17 protein-coding genes are annotated in these 16715 nt (G+C 43.4%); 2 read left to right on the top strand and 15 right to left on the bottom strand.

Translation table 11 applies throughout. The features are described from left to right. Positions 1–53: 53 nt before the first annotated feature. The 11 genes from DFR58_RS02010 to DFR58_RS21730 all read right to left on the bottom strand — a co-directional run bounded on the left by DFR58_RS02010 (position 54) and on the right by DFR58_RS21730 (position 10380). The gene (locus DFR58_RS02010) at positions 54–1202 is read right to left on the bottom strand and encodes an iron-containing alcohol dehydrogenase (protein WP_114296326.1); all 1149 of its coding nucleotides are present in this window, start codon (positions 1200–1202) and stop codon (positions 54–56) included. Positions 1203–1211: 9 nt separating this feature from the next. Next, the gene (locus DFR58_RS02005) at positions 1212–2006 is read right to left on the bottom strand and encodes a BtpA/SgcQ family protein (RefSeq protein WP_114296138.1); all 795 of its coding nucleotides are present in this window, start codon (positions 2004–2006) and stop codon (positions 1212–1214) included. A 2-nt stretch (positions 2007–2008) separates the two neighbouring features. Continuing rightward, entirely contained in the window at positions 2009–2761 is a 753-nt protein-coding gene (locus DFR58_RS02000; protein WP_114296137.1) for a nucleoside phosphorylase, read from the bottom strand. Between the two features lies 1 nt (position 2762). Continuing rightward, positions 2763–3719, bottom strand: a complete 957-nt coding sequence (locus tag DFR58_RS01995; RefSeq protein WP_114296136.1) for a carbohydrate kinase family protein — start codon at positions 3717–3719, stop codon at positions 2763–2765. Next, complete coding sequence (locus DFR58_RS01990) at positions 3716–4288, bottom strand: cysteine hydrolase family protein (RefSeq protein WP_114296135.1); 573 nt, start codon at positions 4286–4288, stop codon at positions 3716–3718. The genes DFR58_RS01995 and DFR58_RS01990 overlap by 4 nt, the downstream gene beginning before the upstream one ends. After that, complete coding sequence (locus DFR58_RS01985; RefSeq protein WP_479722719.1) at positions 4281–5270, bottom strand: ABC transporter permease; 990 nt, start codon at positions 5268–5270, stop codon at positions 4281–4283. The genes DFR58_RS01990 and DFR58_RS01985 overlap by 8 nt, the downstream gene beginning before the upstream one ends. Further along, positions 5227–6318, bottom strand: coding sequence for an ABC transporter permease (locus DFR58_RS01980; RefSeq protein WP_114296134.1), 1092 nt, complete (start codon positions 6316–6318; stop codon positions 5227–5229). Before DFR58_RS01980 ends, DFR58_RS01985 begins: the two co-directional genes overlap by 44 nt. A 21-nt stretch (positions 6319–6339) precedes the next feature. After that, entirely contained in the window at positions 6340–7884 is a 1545-nt protein-coding gene (locus tag DFR58_RS01975; protein WP_114296133.1) for an ABC transporter ATP-binding protein, read from the bottom strand. Positions 7885–7912: 28 nt separating this feature from the next. Next, positions 7913–9088, bottom strand: a complete 1176-nt coding sequence (locus DFR58_RS01970) for a BMP family lipoprotein (protein WP_114296132.1) — start codon at positions 9086–9088, stop codon at positions 7913–7915. A gap of 184 nt (positions 9089–9272) precedes the next feature. Continuing rightward, complete coding sequence (locus DFR58_RS01965; protein WP_114296324.1) at positions 9273–9989, bottom strand: GntR family transcriptional regulator; 717 nt, start codon at positions 9987–9989, stop codon at positions 9273–9275. 253 nt (positions 9990–10242) lie between these two features. Next, on the bottom strand, positions 10243–10380 hold the full coding sequence (locus DFR58_RS21730) for a hypothetical protein (RefSeq protein ID WP_170137998.1): 138 nt from the start codon (positions 10378–10380) through the stop codon (positions 10243–10245). 201 nt (positions 10381–10581) lie between these two features. On the opposite strand from DFR58_RS21730, the gene DFR58_RS01960 reads away from it, so the two are divergent. Next, the gene (locus tag DFR58_RS01960) at positions 10582–10782 is read left to right on the top strand and encodes a DUF896 domain-containing protein (protein ID WP_114296131.1); all 201 of its coding nucleotides are present in this window, start codon (positions 10582–10584) and stop codon (positions 10780–10782) included. Between the two features lie 64 nt (positions 10783–10846). Beyond that, positions 10847–11623 carry a zinc dependent phospholipase C family protein gene (locus DFR58_RS01955; RefSeq protein WP_114296130.1) on the top strand — a complete coding sequence of 259 codons (777 nt, stop codon included), beginning with the start codon at positions 10847–10849 and terminating at the stop codon, positions 11621–11623. Between the two features lie 29 nt (positions 11624–11652). Here the strand turns inward: DFR58_RS01955 and DFR58_RS01950 are convergent, their stop codons facing one another. The 4 genes from DFR58_RS01950 to DFR58_RS01935 form a co-directional block, all read right to left on the bottom strand. Further along, complete coding sequence (locus tag DFR58_RS01950; protein ID WP_114296129.1) at positions 11653–12276, bottom strand: regulatory protein RecX; 624 nt, start codon at positions 12274–12276, stop codon at positions 11653–11655. A 92-nt stretch (positions 12277–12368) separates the two neighbouring features. Continuing rightward, positions 12369–13409, bottom strand: a complete 1041-nt coding sequence (recA, locus tag DFR58_RS01945; RefSeq protein WP_114296128.1) for a recombinase RecA — start codon at positions 13407–13409, stop codon at positions 12369–12371. Between the two features lie 125 nt (positions 13410–13534). Next, positions 13535–15145 carry a murein biosynthesis integral membrane protein MurJ gene (gene murJ / locus DFR58_RS01940; protein ID WP_278278793.1) on the bottom strand — a complete coding sequence of 537 codons (1611 nt, stop codon included), beginning with the start codon at positions 15143–15145 and terminating at the stop codon, positions 13535–13537. An 83-nt stretch (positions 15146–15228) separates the two neighbouring features. Beyond that, the gene (locus DFR58_RS01935; RefSeq protein WP_114296127.1) at positions 15229–16467 is read right to left on the bottom strand and encodes a competence/damage-inducible protein A; all 1239 of its coding nucleotides are present in this window, start codon (positions 16465–16467) and stop codon (positions 15229–15231) included. Positions 16468–16715: the final 248 nt, after the last annotated feature.

Below are 16715 nucleotides of genomic sequence, written 5' to 3'. Positions count from 1 at the left end.
ATATCCTCTATGTTTGTAAAATCTTTATTGCATCCTATATAGCTACAATAATTTCAATTGCCTGAATATGCCTGTACAAACAATGCTTTCAATTGCTGTACCGTGGGAATAACGGGGTTTGTCTTTGTACAGCCGTCATTTTTAGCCATTTCCGCCATCTCATCAAGCTTTTCCATATATGCGGCACTGTCTTTAATAAGCCCGCTTAAGGAGCCTGCAATTCCCAGAGCGCTATTCAGTTCCTTGACCACCGAAATAAGGTTATCGGAGCCAAGCTCCTTTGCCAAAGCCGTATAAATATCCGCGGCAGATTCCTCCGCCTGATTAAAAGCCATGACATAAGGGAGCAGAACCGCATCCGCCAAGCCATGAGGGATGCCGAAAAAGCTTCCAAGCGTATGTGCCATTGAATGGACTATTCCCAGAGAAACATTGGTAAACGCAAGCCCCGCCGTCATGGAGGCATTGAGCATAATTTCCCTGTATTCAACATTAGAGCCATCGTTATAAGCCTTGGGCAAAAAGCGGATGATGTCCTTTGCCGCTGCAATTGACAATATGTTGCTTAAATAGTTGGCCCTTTTAGATACAAGTGCCTCCAACGCATGGGTGAGAGCGTCCATTCCCGTCTCCGCCGTAATAGAGGGAGGCATTGTAACAGTGACCTCCGGGTCACAAATTGCAACGTCCGGCATCATTTCCATGTTTCCTATGCCATATTTCACATGTGTCTCATCATCGGTGATTACAACCGAGCGGCTGACCTCGCTGGCAGTACCGCTGGTTGAAGGCACGCACACCAGTATCGCCTTGTTTCTGAGCTTAGGTATAGGGCTGGGAGGCACAATGTCCGACAGCCTCGTAAGCTCGGGATGCTCATAGTACACCCACATGGCCTTAGCGGCATCCATAGCGGAGCCTCCGCCAAGCCCCACAATTATATCCGGGCCGAAGGCCTTCATCGCTTCAGCTCCGCTGTATACCGTACTGAAAAACGGATCGGGCTCCACGCCGGAGAAAACCTCGCTTTTTATCCCCGCCTCACAAAGCAGGTCTATCACCCTCTGAAGAATTCCGCTCTTCCTCATACTGGAGCCGCCCGTCACTATAAGGGCCTTTGTTCCTTTTAGCGTTTTAAGGTGCTCAAGGCAGCCCTTTCCAAACATTAATTCTGTTCCCGCAAGCTTCATAGGTCTCATCATATTCATCACTTATCCTTTTAACGCGTTTATTAATTCCTTTGCCAGTTTAGTTGAAACGGGGTTTTCAATACGCCCTGCCTCTTTAAGGCTTGAGCCCACAATGGCACCGTCGGCTATGGAAAGCTGCTGCCTTATATTGGCTGTATTAACCCCGCTTCCCGCAATGAGAGGAATTTTTGTAACCTTTCTTACCCTCTGAATAATTTCAATGGGCGTTTCAACACCGATATGCGTGCCGGTAACAATAATAGCATCGGCCCCGCATGACTCGGCTGCCTTTGCCGAATCCTCAATAGCGACATGCGGAAGAAGCATATGGGTATGCTTTACCTGTATGTCGGCGAGAATTTTGACGTTCTCTGCATTAAGGTTTTTTCTTAAAATCATGGCCTGCCTCGCGCAGGGAGTTATTATCCCTCCAAAAAACTCAACAGTATCCACAAACACGGGAATCCTTACAAAAGCTCCTCCAATGGCTTTAGCTATAGAAAGTGAGGTTTTATAGTCATTCATTGCCGCGTCTATTCCCACCGGAATTTTTACTTTTTGGGCTACAATTGCACTGATAGCCGCAAGTGCGCACGACTGCTCGGTATCCATGACAATTCCGAAGGGGCCGTCGCCCATGTTCTCAATTATAATGGCATCTATGCCCGATTCTTCGAGCACTAAGGCGTCATTTACCGCCTGCTCGGTAATCTTTTTCATATCCCCGCAGAATCCCGGCGTTCCGGGCAGGGGAAGGCAGTGCACCATGCCTATTACAAATTGCTTGCCTCTTTCAATAAAGTCTGAGTTACTCATCTTCAATCAGCCTCCTTATTATATATACGAAGTCCGTCAAGGACGATTTTGCACAAGTCCTCCTCCGATTTCTTTCTGTCGTCACCCCTTAACATATCCTTCAGATTCTCAAGAACCGTTGTCATAGTGACAATGCAGGCTTTGATACCCATAAGATTTGCCAGCACAAGCATACAGCTTGACTCCATATCGGCAGCAAGCACATTGTACTTTTTAAGCCTGTCAAAAGTCTCATTAATATCCACCTGCATTTTTTCACTCAGCCGTGACTGGCGCATCTGACTGTAGAAGCCGTCCATGGTGCAGGTAATTCCGTTTAAATAGCTTCTTCCGTTGTTGACAACACTTTTATTCATGCAATTTATAAGCCCAATATCGGCAACAGCCGGGTACGACAGAGGGACATAGGTCGTGCCGGTGGACTCCTCACGCATTGCTCCCGTGGGTATTACCAGCTTCCCAAGCATATCGTCCTTAAGCCCCATAGTGGTTCCCATTCTTACCGCAATCTCCATGCCGCATTGGTACATTTCCTCCATGGCTATTGCGGCAGACGGCGCCCCTATCCCCGTTGATGAAACAGTTACGGGCATTCCCTTATATGTGCCTGTATAAGTGTTGAATTCCCTGCTAAATGCCACATGCTTAGCATTATCAAGCAATTTTGACAACGTCTCAACACGCCAGGGATCGCCTGAAAAAATTACGTATTTAGCAATATTGTCTTTATCAGCATGTAAATATAATGTCTCCATTTTATTTTCCTTCCCGAAGTATAAATTTATTATAGCGATCCATAAGCTCTTCCCTTGTTGGCGCATTTGTGGTGCATCCCACAGCTTCAATTATGAAGGAGGATAAAACGCTTCCAAGCTTGCAGCATTCCTCAACATGCCTTCCGCTGAGATATCCGTAAAGAAACCCTGCCATGTAAGCATCTCCCGACCCTGTGGTATCTATGACCTTTCCAAATTCGGCAGCCTCAATGCTGTTTGAAATTATGCCTTGGTTTGTTTTATGGAAATACACGCTTCCGTTTTTACCAAGTGTCGTAACTATAATGTCGGCACTCCCTTTTTCAAAAAGCTCCGTTATAGATGAAAGCTTGAACATTCTTTCAATTTCCTCGCGTTCACCCTGATTGGTAAAAATAATTTTGCTTGAAAACATCACTTTTTTAAAAAGCTTCTCAGGGAAAGCGTCAAAATCGCATTTCATTCCGAAAACCAATGGAACATCATGCTTCATGCACTTGTTGTAGAACTCCTCATTATCCTCATAAGAGCCTACCGTCATAACTCCAAGCCGCGCCTGCTGAAAAAACTCATCCTTTAAGCTGCCGGCATATTTACCGTCCATTGCCCCCGGATAAAAAATAGTTATATGGTTGTTATTTGCATCGGCAATCAGGTAGCTGTTGGAGGTCGTCTCATCAGGGACACTTTCAACGGCATCCAGGCAAACTCCGCCGTTTTTTAAATACTCATAAAACCCCGTTTCGGTGTAGTCCTCCGCCCCTACCCTGATTATAGGAAGAGCATTCAGCCCAAGCCTTGCCAGAAGATAGGAAATATTAGAGGAGCATCCTCCGTAATGTATTTTAGCATTGCCGCTGTTCTCTATAAGTGAGGTGTAGCCATATCTTACAAGGGTACTTGTTTTTATTATCCTGTCGAGGCTGACATAACCGCTTGTTATTACATCATATTTCATTTGGTTATCTCTCCTTTATCCATAAGATCAAAAAGCTCCTCAGAGGTTACCACCTTGCCGAGATACTTTTTAATGTCTGTCAGGTGTACCTGGTTGACAATTTCGTCGTTTGTCGCCACACAATCCGATACTACAACAGGGATGTAGTCAAGATTATATGCATCTGTAACGGTGGCGCGGATACAGCAGTTGGTTTTTGTACCTACTATTATTACATTCTCAATTCCGTTTTCCCTCAGAACCATATCCAGATCAGTGCCGACAAAGCCGCTATACCTGCGCTTTTTTATAACATAGTCCTTAACGGGATCTACATGAAGCATGGAATCTATTTCATCCCCGTCCGTCCCTTCAATGCAGCTTGGCCTCATGTTCTGAAGATTTTTGTCAAACTTGTCCCTTCGGTAGCAGTGCTTTAAGAATATAACCAGAAGCCCGTGCTTTCTGCTCTCCTCCAGCACTCGTTTTATTTTGGGAAGCACCTCCCTGTTCTGAGGGTAAAACACCAAGCCCTGCGGATCTGTAAAATCCTTCAGCATATCTACAATTATTAAAGCTGATTTACTCAAGTTTAAACCCCCTCATATTATTGCTGCGGTTCTGTATGACCGAAACTGCAAAGAGTACGGCCACTATGGTCAGATAGGGCACAATCTCAAACAACCCTGATACAGGGCCGGCATACAAAGCCATATTTATAGCCAGCGATTTGGCAAGCCCGAAAAGCAATGCGTACAGCGAACATTTCAGAGGTTCTCCTCTTCCGCAATAAATGGCGGCTATGGCAATAAAGCCTCTGCCAGCAGTCATATTATTAGTAAAGAGCGCCATTCTTTCAACAGCAAGCTCAACTCCTGCAAGCGCGCACAGCGCGGCACCTATAAGCACAGCAATGTACTTTATTCTATTTGCATTGATACCTACGGATTTTGCGGCTTCCTCGTTTTCTCCCACAACTCTTACATATACTCCGAATTTTGTATTATACAGCAAAACGGAGGCTATTATTATAAGAGCAAAGCCTGCATAGGTAATAACGGTATGACCGCTTAAAATCGCACCCAGAACAGGGATGTCGGCAATAAAGGGAATATGGATTTTGAGTCCCGCCACATCCACAACCGAGCTGACATTAATATTGGCAAGCTTCATGAACTTGAGTACAAACGCGCTTAATGCAGCCACGAACAAGTTTATTCCAAAGCCTGTAATTATAAAATTGCTCTTTAGAGTTACGCTGAAAAAAGAGAATGCAAGGCCAAGAACAAGCGTAAGCAGAACACTAATAATAACTCCCAGCCACAGGCTTCCTGTAAGCATAACTATTAATGCACTGGAGAAAGCGCCCATAAGCATCATTCCCTCAAGCCCTATATTTAAAACATTTGCCTTATGTGCGAATAATCCTCCCACAACGGCCAAAATGATGGGTGTGCTGTGGTAAAGCATATCATACAATATATTATTAATAACATTCATACCGATTCCCCTTCCGTTACATCCTGCATCAGCACTCATTTCTCCCGCTCTTTTGCTTCTTAAGCTTGCCAATCAGCCCTGCCAGCCTCCCTGCCACATTACTCCTCTGGTTTACAAACCTTACGGAAAGACACAGTATGAGTATTCCTTGAATAACACCCACAATATCCTTTGGTACATTGGTAAACAGACCTATATATTCACTTCCGGTTTTTAATGCGGCATATAATATGGCGGCAATCAATACACCCACGGGGCTGTTGCCTCCAAGCAGCGCAATCAGCATACCGTCCCAGCCAAGGCCGGGGCTGCCTGAAAAATCAAGGGTAAATCTGTATTTTTCGCTCATAAGGAAGCCCGCTCCTGCCAGACCGCTCACAGCACCGCTTATAAGCATTATGGAAATAATCTTTTTAGCCACGTTCATTCCGGCGGCTTCAGAGAACTCAGGATTTTTACCTATAGCAGTGATTTCAAATCCCAGCTTTGATTTTTTAAAAACTATATATAGAATACCGAATACAAAAATCGCTATTAAAAAAAACAGCGTCAAATCACTGCCCAAAATCTTTTTAAACATCGCACTCTCAGCAATGGCATACGTCGCAACATACCCGGAAGTCGGGTCCTTGAATACACCCTGGGCAAGAAATTTCACAATCTCAGCCACCACATAGTTGAGCATCAAGGTAACAACCATTTCATTAACCTTGAAATAAGCCTTCAGTATGGCAGGAATAAGCGTAAAAATCATTCCCGCAAGTATCCCTGTGAGGAGGCAGAGAGTTACATGAAGCACGGGATTCACTCCCTTTATGCTGAAGCCTGCCACACCCGCAAAGAAAGCTCCCAGAACCGCAGCGCCTTCAACCCCCATATTGAAAATATTGGCTTTAAAGGTAATGGCAATCGCCAGACCTGTAAGAATCAGAGGAGCCGCAAAATGCAGCGTTTTTAAAATACCCCTTGTACTGAAAAGAGATTTCTGTATCATTACCTGATAGGTTAAAAACGGATTTTCCCCAATTGCGGCAATTACGATTCCTCCCACAGAAAGTGCAATAATTACAGGCACCAATACACTATATATATTAGACAAAACCGCATTTCTACTTTTCATAATATACCTCAAATCATAGCCTTATTGGGTAATACCGGCCATCAGCATTCCAAGCTGTGAGCTGTCTGCCTTATCCCCGTCAATCTCTCCTACAATTTTACCTTTGTACATGACAATGATTCTGTCACTTAGTCCCATAATCTCGCTAAGCTCACTTGAAACCAGTAATATGGCCTTATTTTCCCGTCTTAGCTCAAGTATCTTATTATGAATAAATTCTATGGAGCCTATATCAACCCCCCTGGTAGGCTGGCTTGCAATCAAAACCCTTGGGTTGGAATCAAACTCCCTTGCTATAATAACCTTTTGGGCATTTCCTCCAGAAAGCTGCGACACCGCGCCTTCCGGGTCCCCCACCCTTATGTCGTACTTCTCAAGCAGGGCGTCCCTATTTTCATATACACTTTTTTTATTCAAAATTCCGTATCTGCAAAACCTTTCATCGGAGTGGTAGCCGGCAATCAGGTTGTCACTTAAAGACATTTCCTTGCAAAGCCCCTGAGCATAGCGATCCTCGGGTATTATTGCAACCCCTGCCCTGCGAAGCCCGTTTGGCCACATGTTGGTTATATCATCATCATAGAGCCGGATCTCGCCTTCGGTGGAGGCCATCAGCCCTGACAATACCTTTACAAGCTCACTTTGCCCGTTGCCTTCCACTCCCGCAACTCCCAAAATTTCGCCTTCCTTTATTTCCAAGCTTACGCCGTCCAAAACCTTTTTACCTGAATAGTTTTTGGTGGACAAGTCCTTTACTGTGTATGCCGTCTTATTTTTCAGGACAGACCGTTTTTCCTTTTTGACGTGAAGCACAACCTCATGCCCCACCATCATAGAGGCGATCTCTTCAGGACTTGTCTGATTTGTCGGCTTGCTCCCGACAACCTTTCCTCTTTTGATAACTATGACCTGATCGCTGACTTCCATAACCTCGCGAAGCTTATGTGTTATAAGAATAATGGTTTTGCCCTGCTTCTTCAATTCCCTGAAGCTTACCATCAGCTCATCAACCTCCTGAGGTGTCAGCACAGCGGTAGGCTCGTCAAAAATAAGGATATCGACATTGCGGTAAAGCATTTTGAGAATTTCCACACGCTGCTTCGCGCCTATGGAAATGTTCTCAACACATTCATCCGGATTAAGCTCAAACTTATAATTATGAATGAGATCTCCAATTTCTTTTCTTTCAAGCCGTCTGTCTATAATAGGCCATTTAATTTTAAATCCTCCGCTTGAGCCTGTAATTTTATTTATCTCGGTCCCAAGCATAATGTTTTCAAAAATGGTGAGGCTGGGCACCAGCTTAAAATGCTGATGCACCATTCCCAGACCACAATTTATAGCATCTAGGGGAGATCTGAAGCTCACTTTTTTATCGGATACATATAATTCTCCGCAGGTGGGAGTCTGCAAACCGTAAAACATGTTCATCAGAGTAGTTTTACCCGCTCCATTCTCTCCTACAATAGCAGTGATTTCGCCTTTTTTAATAGAAAGATTAATATTGTCGTTGGCAACGAAATCTCCATATTTTTTTGTTAAATTCACGGCTACAATTGCGTTCATAATTTCCGCCTTCATTTTTTATTATTTATTAGTCATTCGGCATGGAAAGATTTTTGAGCTTTGTTTTGTCAAAGGCTTCTCCTGCCTGTGCATTGGTTACTTTTATTTCACCGTCGGCTATCTTCTTTGAAATGGAATCAAGCTGGCTCTTTATCTCATTCCATTTGTCTTTTCCTTCAGGAGCAATCTTGGACTCCATAACGCTTAAATCAGTAATGCCTGTCGCACCGGAAGCAAGGTTATAGCTTAAAGCCTTGCCATTTATTTCACTGAGCTTATTATCCTTATACTTCCCGACAATCTCCAAAACAGGAACCTCTGTATTCTTTAAAACACTTGTAAGAATATGACCTGGCTGGTTTTCATCTTTGTTTGCGTCCACCTCAATTGACAGCTTTTTAACTTCCTTTGCCTTTGAGTCCACACCATCGCCCACTGCTCCCGCAACGGCATTTACGATATTGGCTCCATCCTGATAGTAGGTGTTAGCCTTGGTTGAGCCTGCCGCCGGATCACTGAAGCCGGCATTGTAATCACTGAGATAGGTGTATTTGACATTAAGCTGCTCCGCCATATAGTTTATACCTTCGGCAAAGCCATAGCTGAATACCGTAATACCATTAGACTTGGTTCCTCCAAGGAATCCTATTTTCCTGCCTTTATCTCCTTCTGTGAAATTATAGTCCTTGTCACTAAAGAGAGTTTTTGCGTTTTCATTGACAAGGGTGCTGAGCGCTCCGGCGAGAAATGATGCTTCATGCACGTCAAAAATTACCGAAATAACATTTTTGTTAATTACCGTACCATCTTCGTTGACATTGGGATTATCATTAAAAATTACAAAGGTTGTATCGGGGTATTGCTCGGCAATGGATTTATTTCCGCCGACACCCTTGATAAGCGCATCAAAATTGTACTCAAGGCTGAATATCACTTTATACCCTGCCTCTGCAAGCTGGGTAAGGCTTCCCGGAACATCTGAGGATTCAACCACTTTATAGTTTATTCCCATCTCTTCCTTAGCTTTTTCAAGACCTTTAATAGCCGATTCATTATAGCCCTTATCATTTGCTCCCGCCGCAGAGGTAATAAGCGCAACCCCTAAGCTGTCGGAATTGCCTGAACAACCGGTAAATATAAGAGACATAAGCAACATTGCTGCAACTGCAGTAGAAATGATTTTTACAAAACCGCTTCTTTTCATGTCATCCACTCCTTAATTATTTTTTAATAGCTGCTGCTCCCCCGTAGTTTTGGTCGCGACACTAAAACTGCAGGATTTAATATAATAATCAATTCTTCGGTTAGAGCTCGTTCCGTATAAGAATTGACTAATAAGCTATACTTGCTATGATATTGCTTTATTTTATTTAGGATTTATTATTTGCCTATTTTACTTGATTGATGTAAAATTTTAATTTATCTGTTCTGTAATAGCTTTTAAATGTTTCTATGGGGATCTCCTTCCCATTTACAATACCAAGGGTGACAGCCCTAAATAAAAGTATTGGCTCTCCCTCATCTATTTTAAGAATTTCAGATACCTCATCCGCTGCCAGTACAGCTTCAATAGTTCTTGTAGCTTTGGTGATGCGTGTGTTATATTTGCTTTCAAGCACATGGTAAATGGATTCCGCCCCAAAATCATAGCCTTCTATTCCGGGAAAAAGCTTGCAAGGCAAATAAGTGGTTGTCAGGTTTAAGGGATGATTATCGGCTGAGTATACACGCTTTACCATAAAAACCTTATCTCCTCTGCAAAGCTGAAGCTTCCTCATGCGTGCCTGATCGGCAGCCATTACCTCAGCCGCCAGAAGCTGCTTCGACGGTGTCATTCCCATTTTTGCAATGTCCTCGGTACAACTGGTGATTGACACTAAATCCTGATTCAGCGTGTCATTTTTAATAAACGTCCCTTTCCCCTGTATGCGATAGAGGTAGCCTTCCTTTACCAAATCGTCCACAGCCTTCTTAGCTGTGATCCTGCTCACCTCAAACATACTCATGAGCTCCCGTTCGCTGGGAACCATACCGTCAGGGCCAACCTCTTCCCTGTCAATCATTTCAAGTATCTTCTTTTTCACGATATAGTATTTAGGCGCCATTTCATTAAGCAAATTTATATCACTCCATTCAGATAAATTCCTCAAGCGTGTTAGCATGTTAACATTTCGATATATTAACATGTTGATATGTCCACTTATAATATTAATATATACTTAACATAATGTCAACAATTATCCTGTTTCTCATAGCAAAAAAGAGTTGGCATGGTATCGCCAACTCTTTTTCAATATAATGTAAGAATTTTTACGGCTCTAATTCAGAACAAGTTCCGTTATAAGGCACAGAGCATTCCTAGCAAGCTCCACATGCCGTATTGCTGAACGGTCCGAAGCCATAATTGCAATAGAACAGTAAAAGGAAGAGGATAATAAACCAAAGAAGCTCGTCATTCTTAAAAAATCCGCCAAAGCCGCCACATCTATCCGACATACAAAACATCCCTTTCATAAGATATATTTTAATGTACCTATATTTATCTTATTCAAGGACAATTCCACCTGTTACATAAAGAGGATTAATATTTTACTTTCTGGATTTTTTTCTTTACTTTTATTATATGTATCCTTTCTTTACCCTTCCATTGAGTAAATTAATAATTTATAATACTTAATATGAAGGGATGTGAGAAAAATGGATGCTGTAAAAATACAGAGAATTAACGAATTATCCAGAAAATCAAAAGTAGGTTCGCTTACACCGCAAGAAAGGGACGAACAGCAGCAGCTAAGACAGGAGTATATTTCCGCTTTTAAGGGTAATCTAAAAGCAACTCTTGATTCAATTGTGCTGTGTGATAAAGAGGGCAATACAAAAAAGCTTAGGAAAAATTAGATGCTGCAAGCGAAGAGCATAAATATTACTTTGTGCTTAACAGTAAAATCAACGAGGTGACATAATGCAAGGGAAATTTGAAAGGACCTACGGTGTGTTTTTAAAGTATATCGTCACGATGGCAAACCCGTTTAAAAAGGTTATAATCCGAACAGAATGCCAGATTCATAAATTTATAAACCTTCAGGCGCTGGATATAATAAAAAACGATAATTTTTTAGATGCCCACAGCTTTTTCAGCGATTACACAGCAGCCCTTAACGACGGGGTGACATGGGCCGACCAGAACTTTAAAAGCATGGGACATTTTTATAATCCTATAAAAAACAAAGGCCTTTATGGTAATAAAAACGCACTGTTACTTGCTAACGAGTATTACGCAAAATCACTTATGCACTGGACACAGAACCAGCCTGAGATGTCAATTTTTTATCTCGGCGCCGCATTGCACCTCGTACAGGATATGACGGTGCCTCAGCATGTGAATATAAGGCTTCTTGACAGTCACAGGAGATATGAAAATTATATAAAGCGCATATACATGAGCAGTCCTGAGCTTGCCGTGTACAGAGGAGGCTATTATGTAGAGAGTATAGAAGAGGCTGTGAGAAGCAACGCGCACAATACGCTGCGTATTTATTCAAGGCTGAAGGGAATTAAGGATGACGAAAAGAGGTATTACTCAATAGCCAGATATACCCTCCCTCTGGCTCAAAAAACTACGGCAGGCTGCCTTATGAGATTCTACAGGGACATAGGAAAACACCACTTTGAGTTGCGCCTTGACATAACCCAATACGGCAAGCAGCTTATGGAACACAGCCGCGCCAAAAGCACTTAAACGGCATAGACAGCTTAAAATCAAAGGTGCTAGCTGTTTTCCACGGAAACACTTGCTATAGCATATTCTATTACGTCAAATCCAAAGCCTCTATGCCTTAAAAAGGAATAGGCCCTCTTAATTATTTTTTCATCCTTGAGGTTGTATTTCCCGAATTTCTTTTTTATAAGACTAACAGCAATAGCAGCTTCATCTATTTCCATTTCATCCAGCCCACTCTGTATCAGTTCTTCCTGTATTCCCTTTCTCTGCAGCTCAGCCCTGAGCATTTTTTTTGATTTTGGTTTTAATTTACTCCTGTCGTACAGGTATTTCTGCACATAAAGCACGTCATTCAAATAACCCATGGACTTAAGCTCATCAACAGCACTGTCTACCGTCGAAGCGTCATATCCCATGTACTCAAGCCTGCTACGCACTTCGCACTCCGTCCTTATCCTGAGTGCAAGATGCTTTATTGCAGAAGACTTGGCAGAATTAAAATTGAGGTTTGTTTTTATATAATCAATCTCTTCTTGAGTAATTTCTCTTTTTTCATAAAGGTTGAGCCTTATGTAGTCCTCCTCCGAAATAGAAAAAAGGTAGCTTTCGTCAACATATACAGACAACCTGTCCTTATTTCTGCTGTTCTTTTCGATTGATGTAATATGCAAAAAAGCCCACCCCCTTTATATATTCGCTTTCCCGTCCATCCCCTCGTAGGGGCAGGCCCCCGTGCCTGCCCGGCATTTCCCGTGCCGCATTATTATGTTTCCTCTTCGTCCTCTGCTGTGTCAACGTGCGCGTCTATGCTCTGGACAAAAGCTTTATTGTAGTTTTCTCTTATTTTAGCCTCTATCTCATTGGTCATTTCCTTGTTCTCTCTTAAAAATTGCTTTACATTTTCCCTTCCCTGGCCTATTCTCTGCCCATTATAGGAAAACCACGATCCGCTTTTATTGACTATGTCCAGATTAACAGCCACATCAAGCACATTTCCCTCTCTCGATATCCCCTGCCCGTAAATAATATCGAACTCAGCCTCTTTGAAGGGAGGTGCAACCTTATTTTTAACAACCTTGACCTTTGTCCTGTTTCCAACCATTTCATTGTTTTGCTTTATGATTTCAATTTTTCTTACGTCCAGCCTGACAGATGAGTAAAATTTGAGTGCCCTGCCTCCGGGAGTTGTCTCAGGATTGCCGAACATAATCCCCACCTTTTCCCTTAGCTGGTTGATGAAAATTGCAGTTGTTTTTGATTTGTTCACTACTCCGGCAAGCTTTCTCAACGCCTGCGACATAAGCCTTGCCTGCAAGCCTACGTGTGAGTCTCCCATTTCTCCGTCAATTTCAGCCTTTGGCACAAGAGCCGCAACGGAATCTATAACTATTACATCTATCGCGCCGCTTCTTACAAGGGCCTCTGCTATTTCAAGAGCCTGCTCGCCGGTATCCGGCTGGGAAACTATGAGATTGGCTATGTCTACGCCCAATTTTTTTGCATAGACGGGATCAAGCGCGTGCTCGGCGTCGATAAATGCCGCTTCGCCCCCCGCCTTCTGGGCCTCGGCAACAATATGGAGCGCGACGGTTGTTTTGCCGGAAGCCTCTGGTCCGAATATTTCAACAATCCTTCCCCTCGGAACTCCCCCTACCCCCAAGGCAATATCAAGTCCAAGCGCACCAGTGGGAATGGTCTCAATATTCATATGTGTGCTTTCTCCAAGCTTCATAATGGCACCCTTGCCAAACTGCTTTTCTATCTGCCCAAAAGCCATCTCAAGTGCCTTTTTCTTTTCAATCATATTTAAACTACCTCCCGGCATTATTATAGTCTACGTACTCTAAAGCTCAATACCTCCCGAACGTCTGTTCTCGTTAATTATATATCATTATTGGGACAGAGTCAACAGCTTTTTGTAATTTCTGCCTACCTGCTTAAAAATTTTTTTATAGCGGGAAATACCCTTTCAGCTTTTCCTTGGATCAGCCTCAGCATGTACCGCGCCTCCTCAAGGCCCATAAGCATTACCACTCCGAAGTATACCGCTACACCTGCAACCACCTCTCCGAGCAGCCATGCGAGCTCTCTCATCTTTAACGATGAGCTGAAGGGAGCATATATGTCAACAGGCACAAGCATATCCCCAAAGTACAGCACCATTCCCATTATGGCAGCAGCAAAAAACACCTTTGAAACGAATATTAAAAGTCTTTTTAAGCCTATGCCCTTCATCCTTCTGTTTAATATATACGTGAGTATGCTTAAATTTACAATGCCCGTTATGGAATATGAAAGCGCCATTCCTGCCGGGCCGAGGCTTGTGACCCTTGTAAATATATAATTTAACACCACCGTCTGCAATACCGCTCCTATTCCCACATAGAGAGGTGTCTTTGTATCATTGTTTGCATAAAAGGCCCTGTTTATTATCGCAAGCATGGAGTGTGCAATAACAGCAATTGAAAATACCATCAGTATATTTCCGGTGTTATCAATAAGACTTAAGTCAAATCTGGCTGTCCATTTATAAATAGCGGCTATTATAGGCTTGCCCAGCACTACAAATGCTATTGCGGACGGAACTGTAAAAAATATAACGGACTTTATGCCCTTTAGCAGTATTTCCTTATAATCCTCCACCTGGCCTAAAGCGAGCTTTTCGGACAGAGAGGGCAATATCGCTGCCCCCATTCCCACCGCAAATATTCCAAAGGGCATCTGCCATACATCGTTTGCCATTGTATATGCATTTATACCGCCGCTGAATAAAACAGTAAAGAATGATGAAATCAGGACATTCACCTGCATTACCGATGATGAAACAAGCGATGGCACAGCAAGCTTAAAAAGCCTTTTAAAGCCCTGATGCCCTAAGTATATCTTGAACCTGTAATACTTTAAATTTTTAAGTGCAAATGAAAGTTGGAAAAAGAAATACACTGCAGCGCTGCATGCTATGCCGAAAACTGCCGTCTCAACGCCGAAGCGGCTAAGAAGCAGAATGCTTAAGGCACTTCCTATGTTGTAAAGAGAAGGCCCGTAAGCCGCCGCCGCAAACCTCTGGTAAGAGTTCAGCACCCCATTGGTCATGCCGGCAAGCATTAGAAAAGCAACCGAGGGAAATAATATTCTGGTAAGCGTAACCGCTAAAGCTCTGGTGCGCTCGTCAAACCTCGGAGCCATAGCCCCCACTATCTGAGGTGCGAATATTATTCCAAGCACGCTTACCGCAACCATGCTTATAAAGGTAATGTTAATAAAGGTGCCTACCGCCTTCCAGCCGTCCTCCTCCTCATCCTTTGCAAGATATCCCGAAAGTACGGGAATTAATGCGGCGGCAATAGCTCCTCCCACAAGAAGATTAAACATAAAATCAGTAATTCTGAAGGAGAGATTGAACGCCTCCATTTTCCATGCCTCGGCGATCATATTGGGGACAAGTGTAGACCTTAGGAACCCCGTAATTCTGCTTATTACCAGAGCCGACATAACTATAACCGCTGCCCCGGCAATTTTTTTCCTCTGTGCATTCTCCAAAATGCTTCCCCCTGACTGCTTCAGTCAAATTAATGCCCTGCGTCCCGAAAATTCCTTCCGTCACACAAGAACATCCATATTTTTTATTTTTGCTCCAGCACATGCCTTCTTATTATATCCAGCGCGTTAAGCACCGTTACGTTTCTTATTCTTTCTCTGCTTCCCCAAAGCCTGAATTCCTTACACTCCACTCCGCCGCTGTGAGCAAGAGCCACATAGACCAGCCCCACGGGCTTCTCCGCCGTGCCACCCTCCGGCCCGGCTATTCCCGTCACAGACAGCCCCAGATCGGTTTTTGAAGTTTTAAGAATTCCCTGAGCCATTTCAACCGCGGTTTCCCTGCTCACCGCCCCATGCTTCTCAAGTGTTTTTATATTCACTCCCAAGTTTTCAATCTTAGATTGGTTGCTGTAGCATACAATGCCCCTGTTGAAAACCCGCGATATTCCGGGTATTTCGGTGAGCCTGCTTGCTATAAGTCCCCCTGTGCATGACTCCGCGAGCGCAAGGGATATGCCCCTGCTTATCAGAAGCTCGCCCACCGCCTGATGCATATTTTTATCCTCAGTCGAATACACGGTATTTCCCAGTCTTTTTTTAATTTCCTCTATTACTGGGTCCAAAAGCTGTTGCGCGTCCTCATCCCTTACACATTTTGCGGTAACTCTTAAGGTTACCTCTCCTTCCTTTGCGTAAGGAGCTATTGTTGGATTGGCCTGCCCCTGTATCAAATCGAGTATCTCAGTCTCCATAGCCGACTCGCCTATTCCAAAAACTCTTATAAACCGGGACACCAGCTTATAGCTCGACTTAGCCTCAAAGTACGGAATAACGTTTTCTTCAAACATGGGCCTCATTTCCGACGGTGGTCCGGGAAGCATGATTACCGTCTTTCCGTCCTTTTCAATTATACAGCCGGGTGCGGTTCCGTTATTGTTCTTCATGACAATGCAGCCTTCGGGAAGATATGCCTGCTTTACGTTATTGTCCGTCATTGTCCTGTGAACGCCCTTAAAAAAGTTCTCAATTTTTTTAAGGCTTTCCTCATGCAGCACAAGCCTTTTATCTAAAAGCTCCGAAACTGTCTCCTTTGTCAAATCATCCTGCGTAGGCCCCAGCCCTCCCGTCATTATCACGGCATCCGAGCGCTTCAATGCCAGGGTAAGGCTTTCCTTCAGCCTTTTGGGGTTATCCCCCACAACACTATGGTAGTATACGCCTACCCCCACATCGGGAAGCCTCTTGGAAATATATTGAGCATTTGTGTTTGCTATTTGTCCCATAAGCAGCTCTGTCCCCACTGCCAAAACCTCTGCGTTCATAATCATGTCCTCCAAAACTATAGTTAATACTGAAAATAACAGCACCATTTTATTCCTTCACAACATTATATCAGCTTATTGGCTTATTAATCAATGCTTCGAATATTGGGGCACAAAATAATTCATGTTATATGCCCTGCCTTTTGAGGTATAATATAACAGACAGCATTTTATTGATAGGAGGCGGCAAAGATTTTACAAACATAGAGGATGTAAAATCTTTATCGCTGCATAATATAGGAGGCGAA

Origin of the sequence: Anaerobacterium chartisolvens (assembly GCF_003337415.1) — a bacterium.
Taxonomy (GTDB): Bacteria; Bacillota; Clostridia; order Acetivibrionales; family DSM-27016; genus Anaerobacterium; species Anaerobacterium chartisolvens.
Note: the sequence above shows the minus strand (reverse complement) of the source record. Positions and strands in the feature narration are given on the sequence as shown.

What these genes read in the sequence shown, in the direction of transcription:
- DFR58_RS01980 (WP_114296134.1), bottom strand. Translation starts at nt 6,318, where the DNA reads ATGAAAAGTAGAAATGCGGTTTTGTCTAATATATATAGTGTATTGGTG.
- recA (WP_114296128.1), bottom strand. Translation starts at nt 13,409, where the DNA reads ATGATTGAAAAGAAAAAGGCACTTGAGATGGCTTTTGGGCAGATAGAA.
- DFR58_RS01960 (WP_114296131.1), top strand. Translation starts at nt 10,582, where the DNA reads ATGGATGCTGTAAAAATACAGAGAATTAACGAATTATCCAGAAAATCA.
- DFR58_RS01970 (WP_114296132.1), bottom strand. Translation starts at nt 9,088, where the DNA reads ATGAAAAGAAGCGGTTTTGTAAAAATCATTTCTACTGCAGTTGCAGCA.
- DFR58_RS01975 (WP_114296133.1), bottom strand. Translation starts at nt 7,884, where the DNA reads ATGAACGCAATTGTAGCCGTGAATTTAACAAAAAAATATGGAGATTTC.
- DFR58_RS02000 (WP_114296137.1), bottom strand. Translation starts at nt 2,761, where the DNA reads ATGGAGACATTATATTTACATGCTGATAAAGACAATATTGCTAAATAC.
- DFR58_RS01935 (WP_114296127.1), bottom strand. Translation starts at nt 16,467, where the DNA reads ATGAACGCAGAGGTTTTGGCAGTGGGGACAGAGCTGCTTATGGGACAA.
- DFR58_RS01955 (WP_114296130.1), top strand. Translation starts at nt 10,847, where the DNA reads ATGCAAGGGAAATTTGAAAGGACCTACGGTGTGTTTTTAAAGTATATC.
- DFR58_RS21730 (WP_170137998.1), bottom strand. Translation starts at nt 10,380, where the DNA reads ATGTCGGATAGATGTGGCGGCTTTGGCGGATTTTTTAAGAATGACGAG.
- DFR58_RS02010 (WP_114296326.1), bottom strand. Translation starts at nt 1,202, where the DNA reads ATGATGAGACCTATGAAGCTTGCGGGAACAGAATTAATGTTTGGAAAG.
- DFR58_RS01995 (WP_114296136.1), bottom strand. Translation starts at nt 3,719, where the DNA reads ATGAAATATGATGTAATAACAAGCGGTTATGTCAGCCTCGACAGGATA.
- DFR58_RS01965 (WP_114296324.1), bottom strand. Translation starts at nt 9,989, where the DNA reads ATGGCGCCTAAATACTATATCGTGAAAAAGAAGATACTTGAAATGATT.
- DFR58_RS02005 (WP_114296138.1), bottom strand. Translation starts at nt 2,006, where the DNA reads ATGAGTAACTCAGACTTTATTGAAAGAGGCAAGCAATTTGTAATAGGC.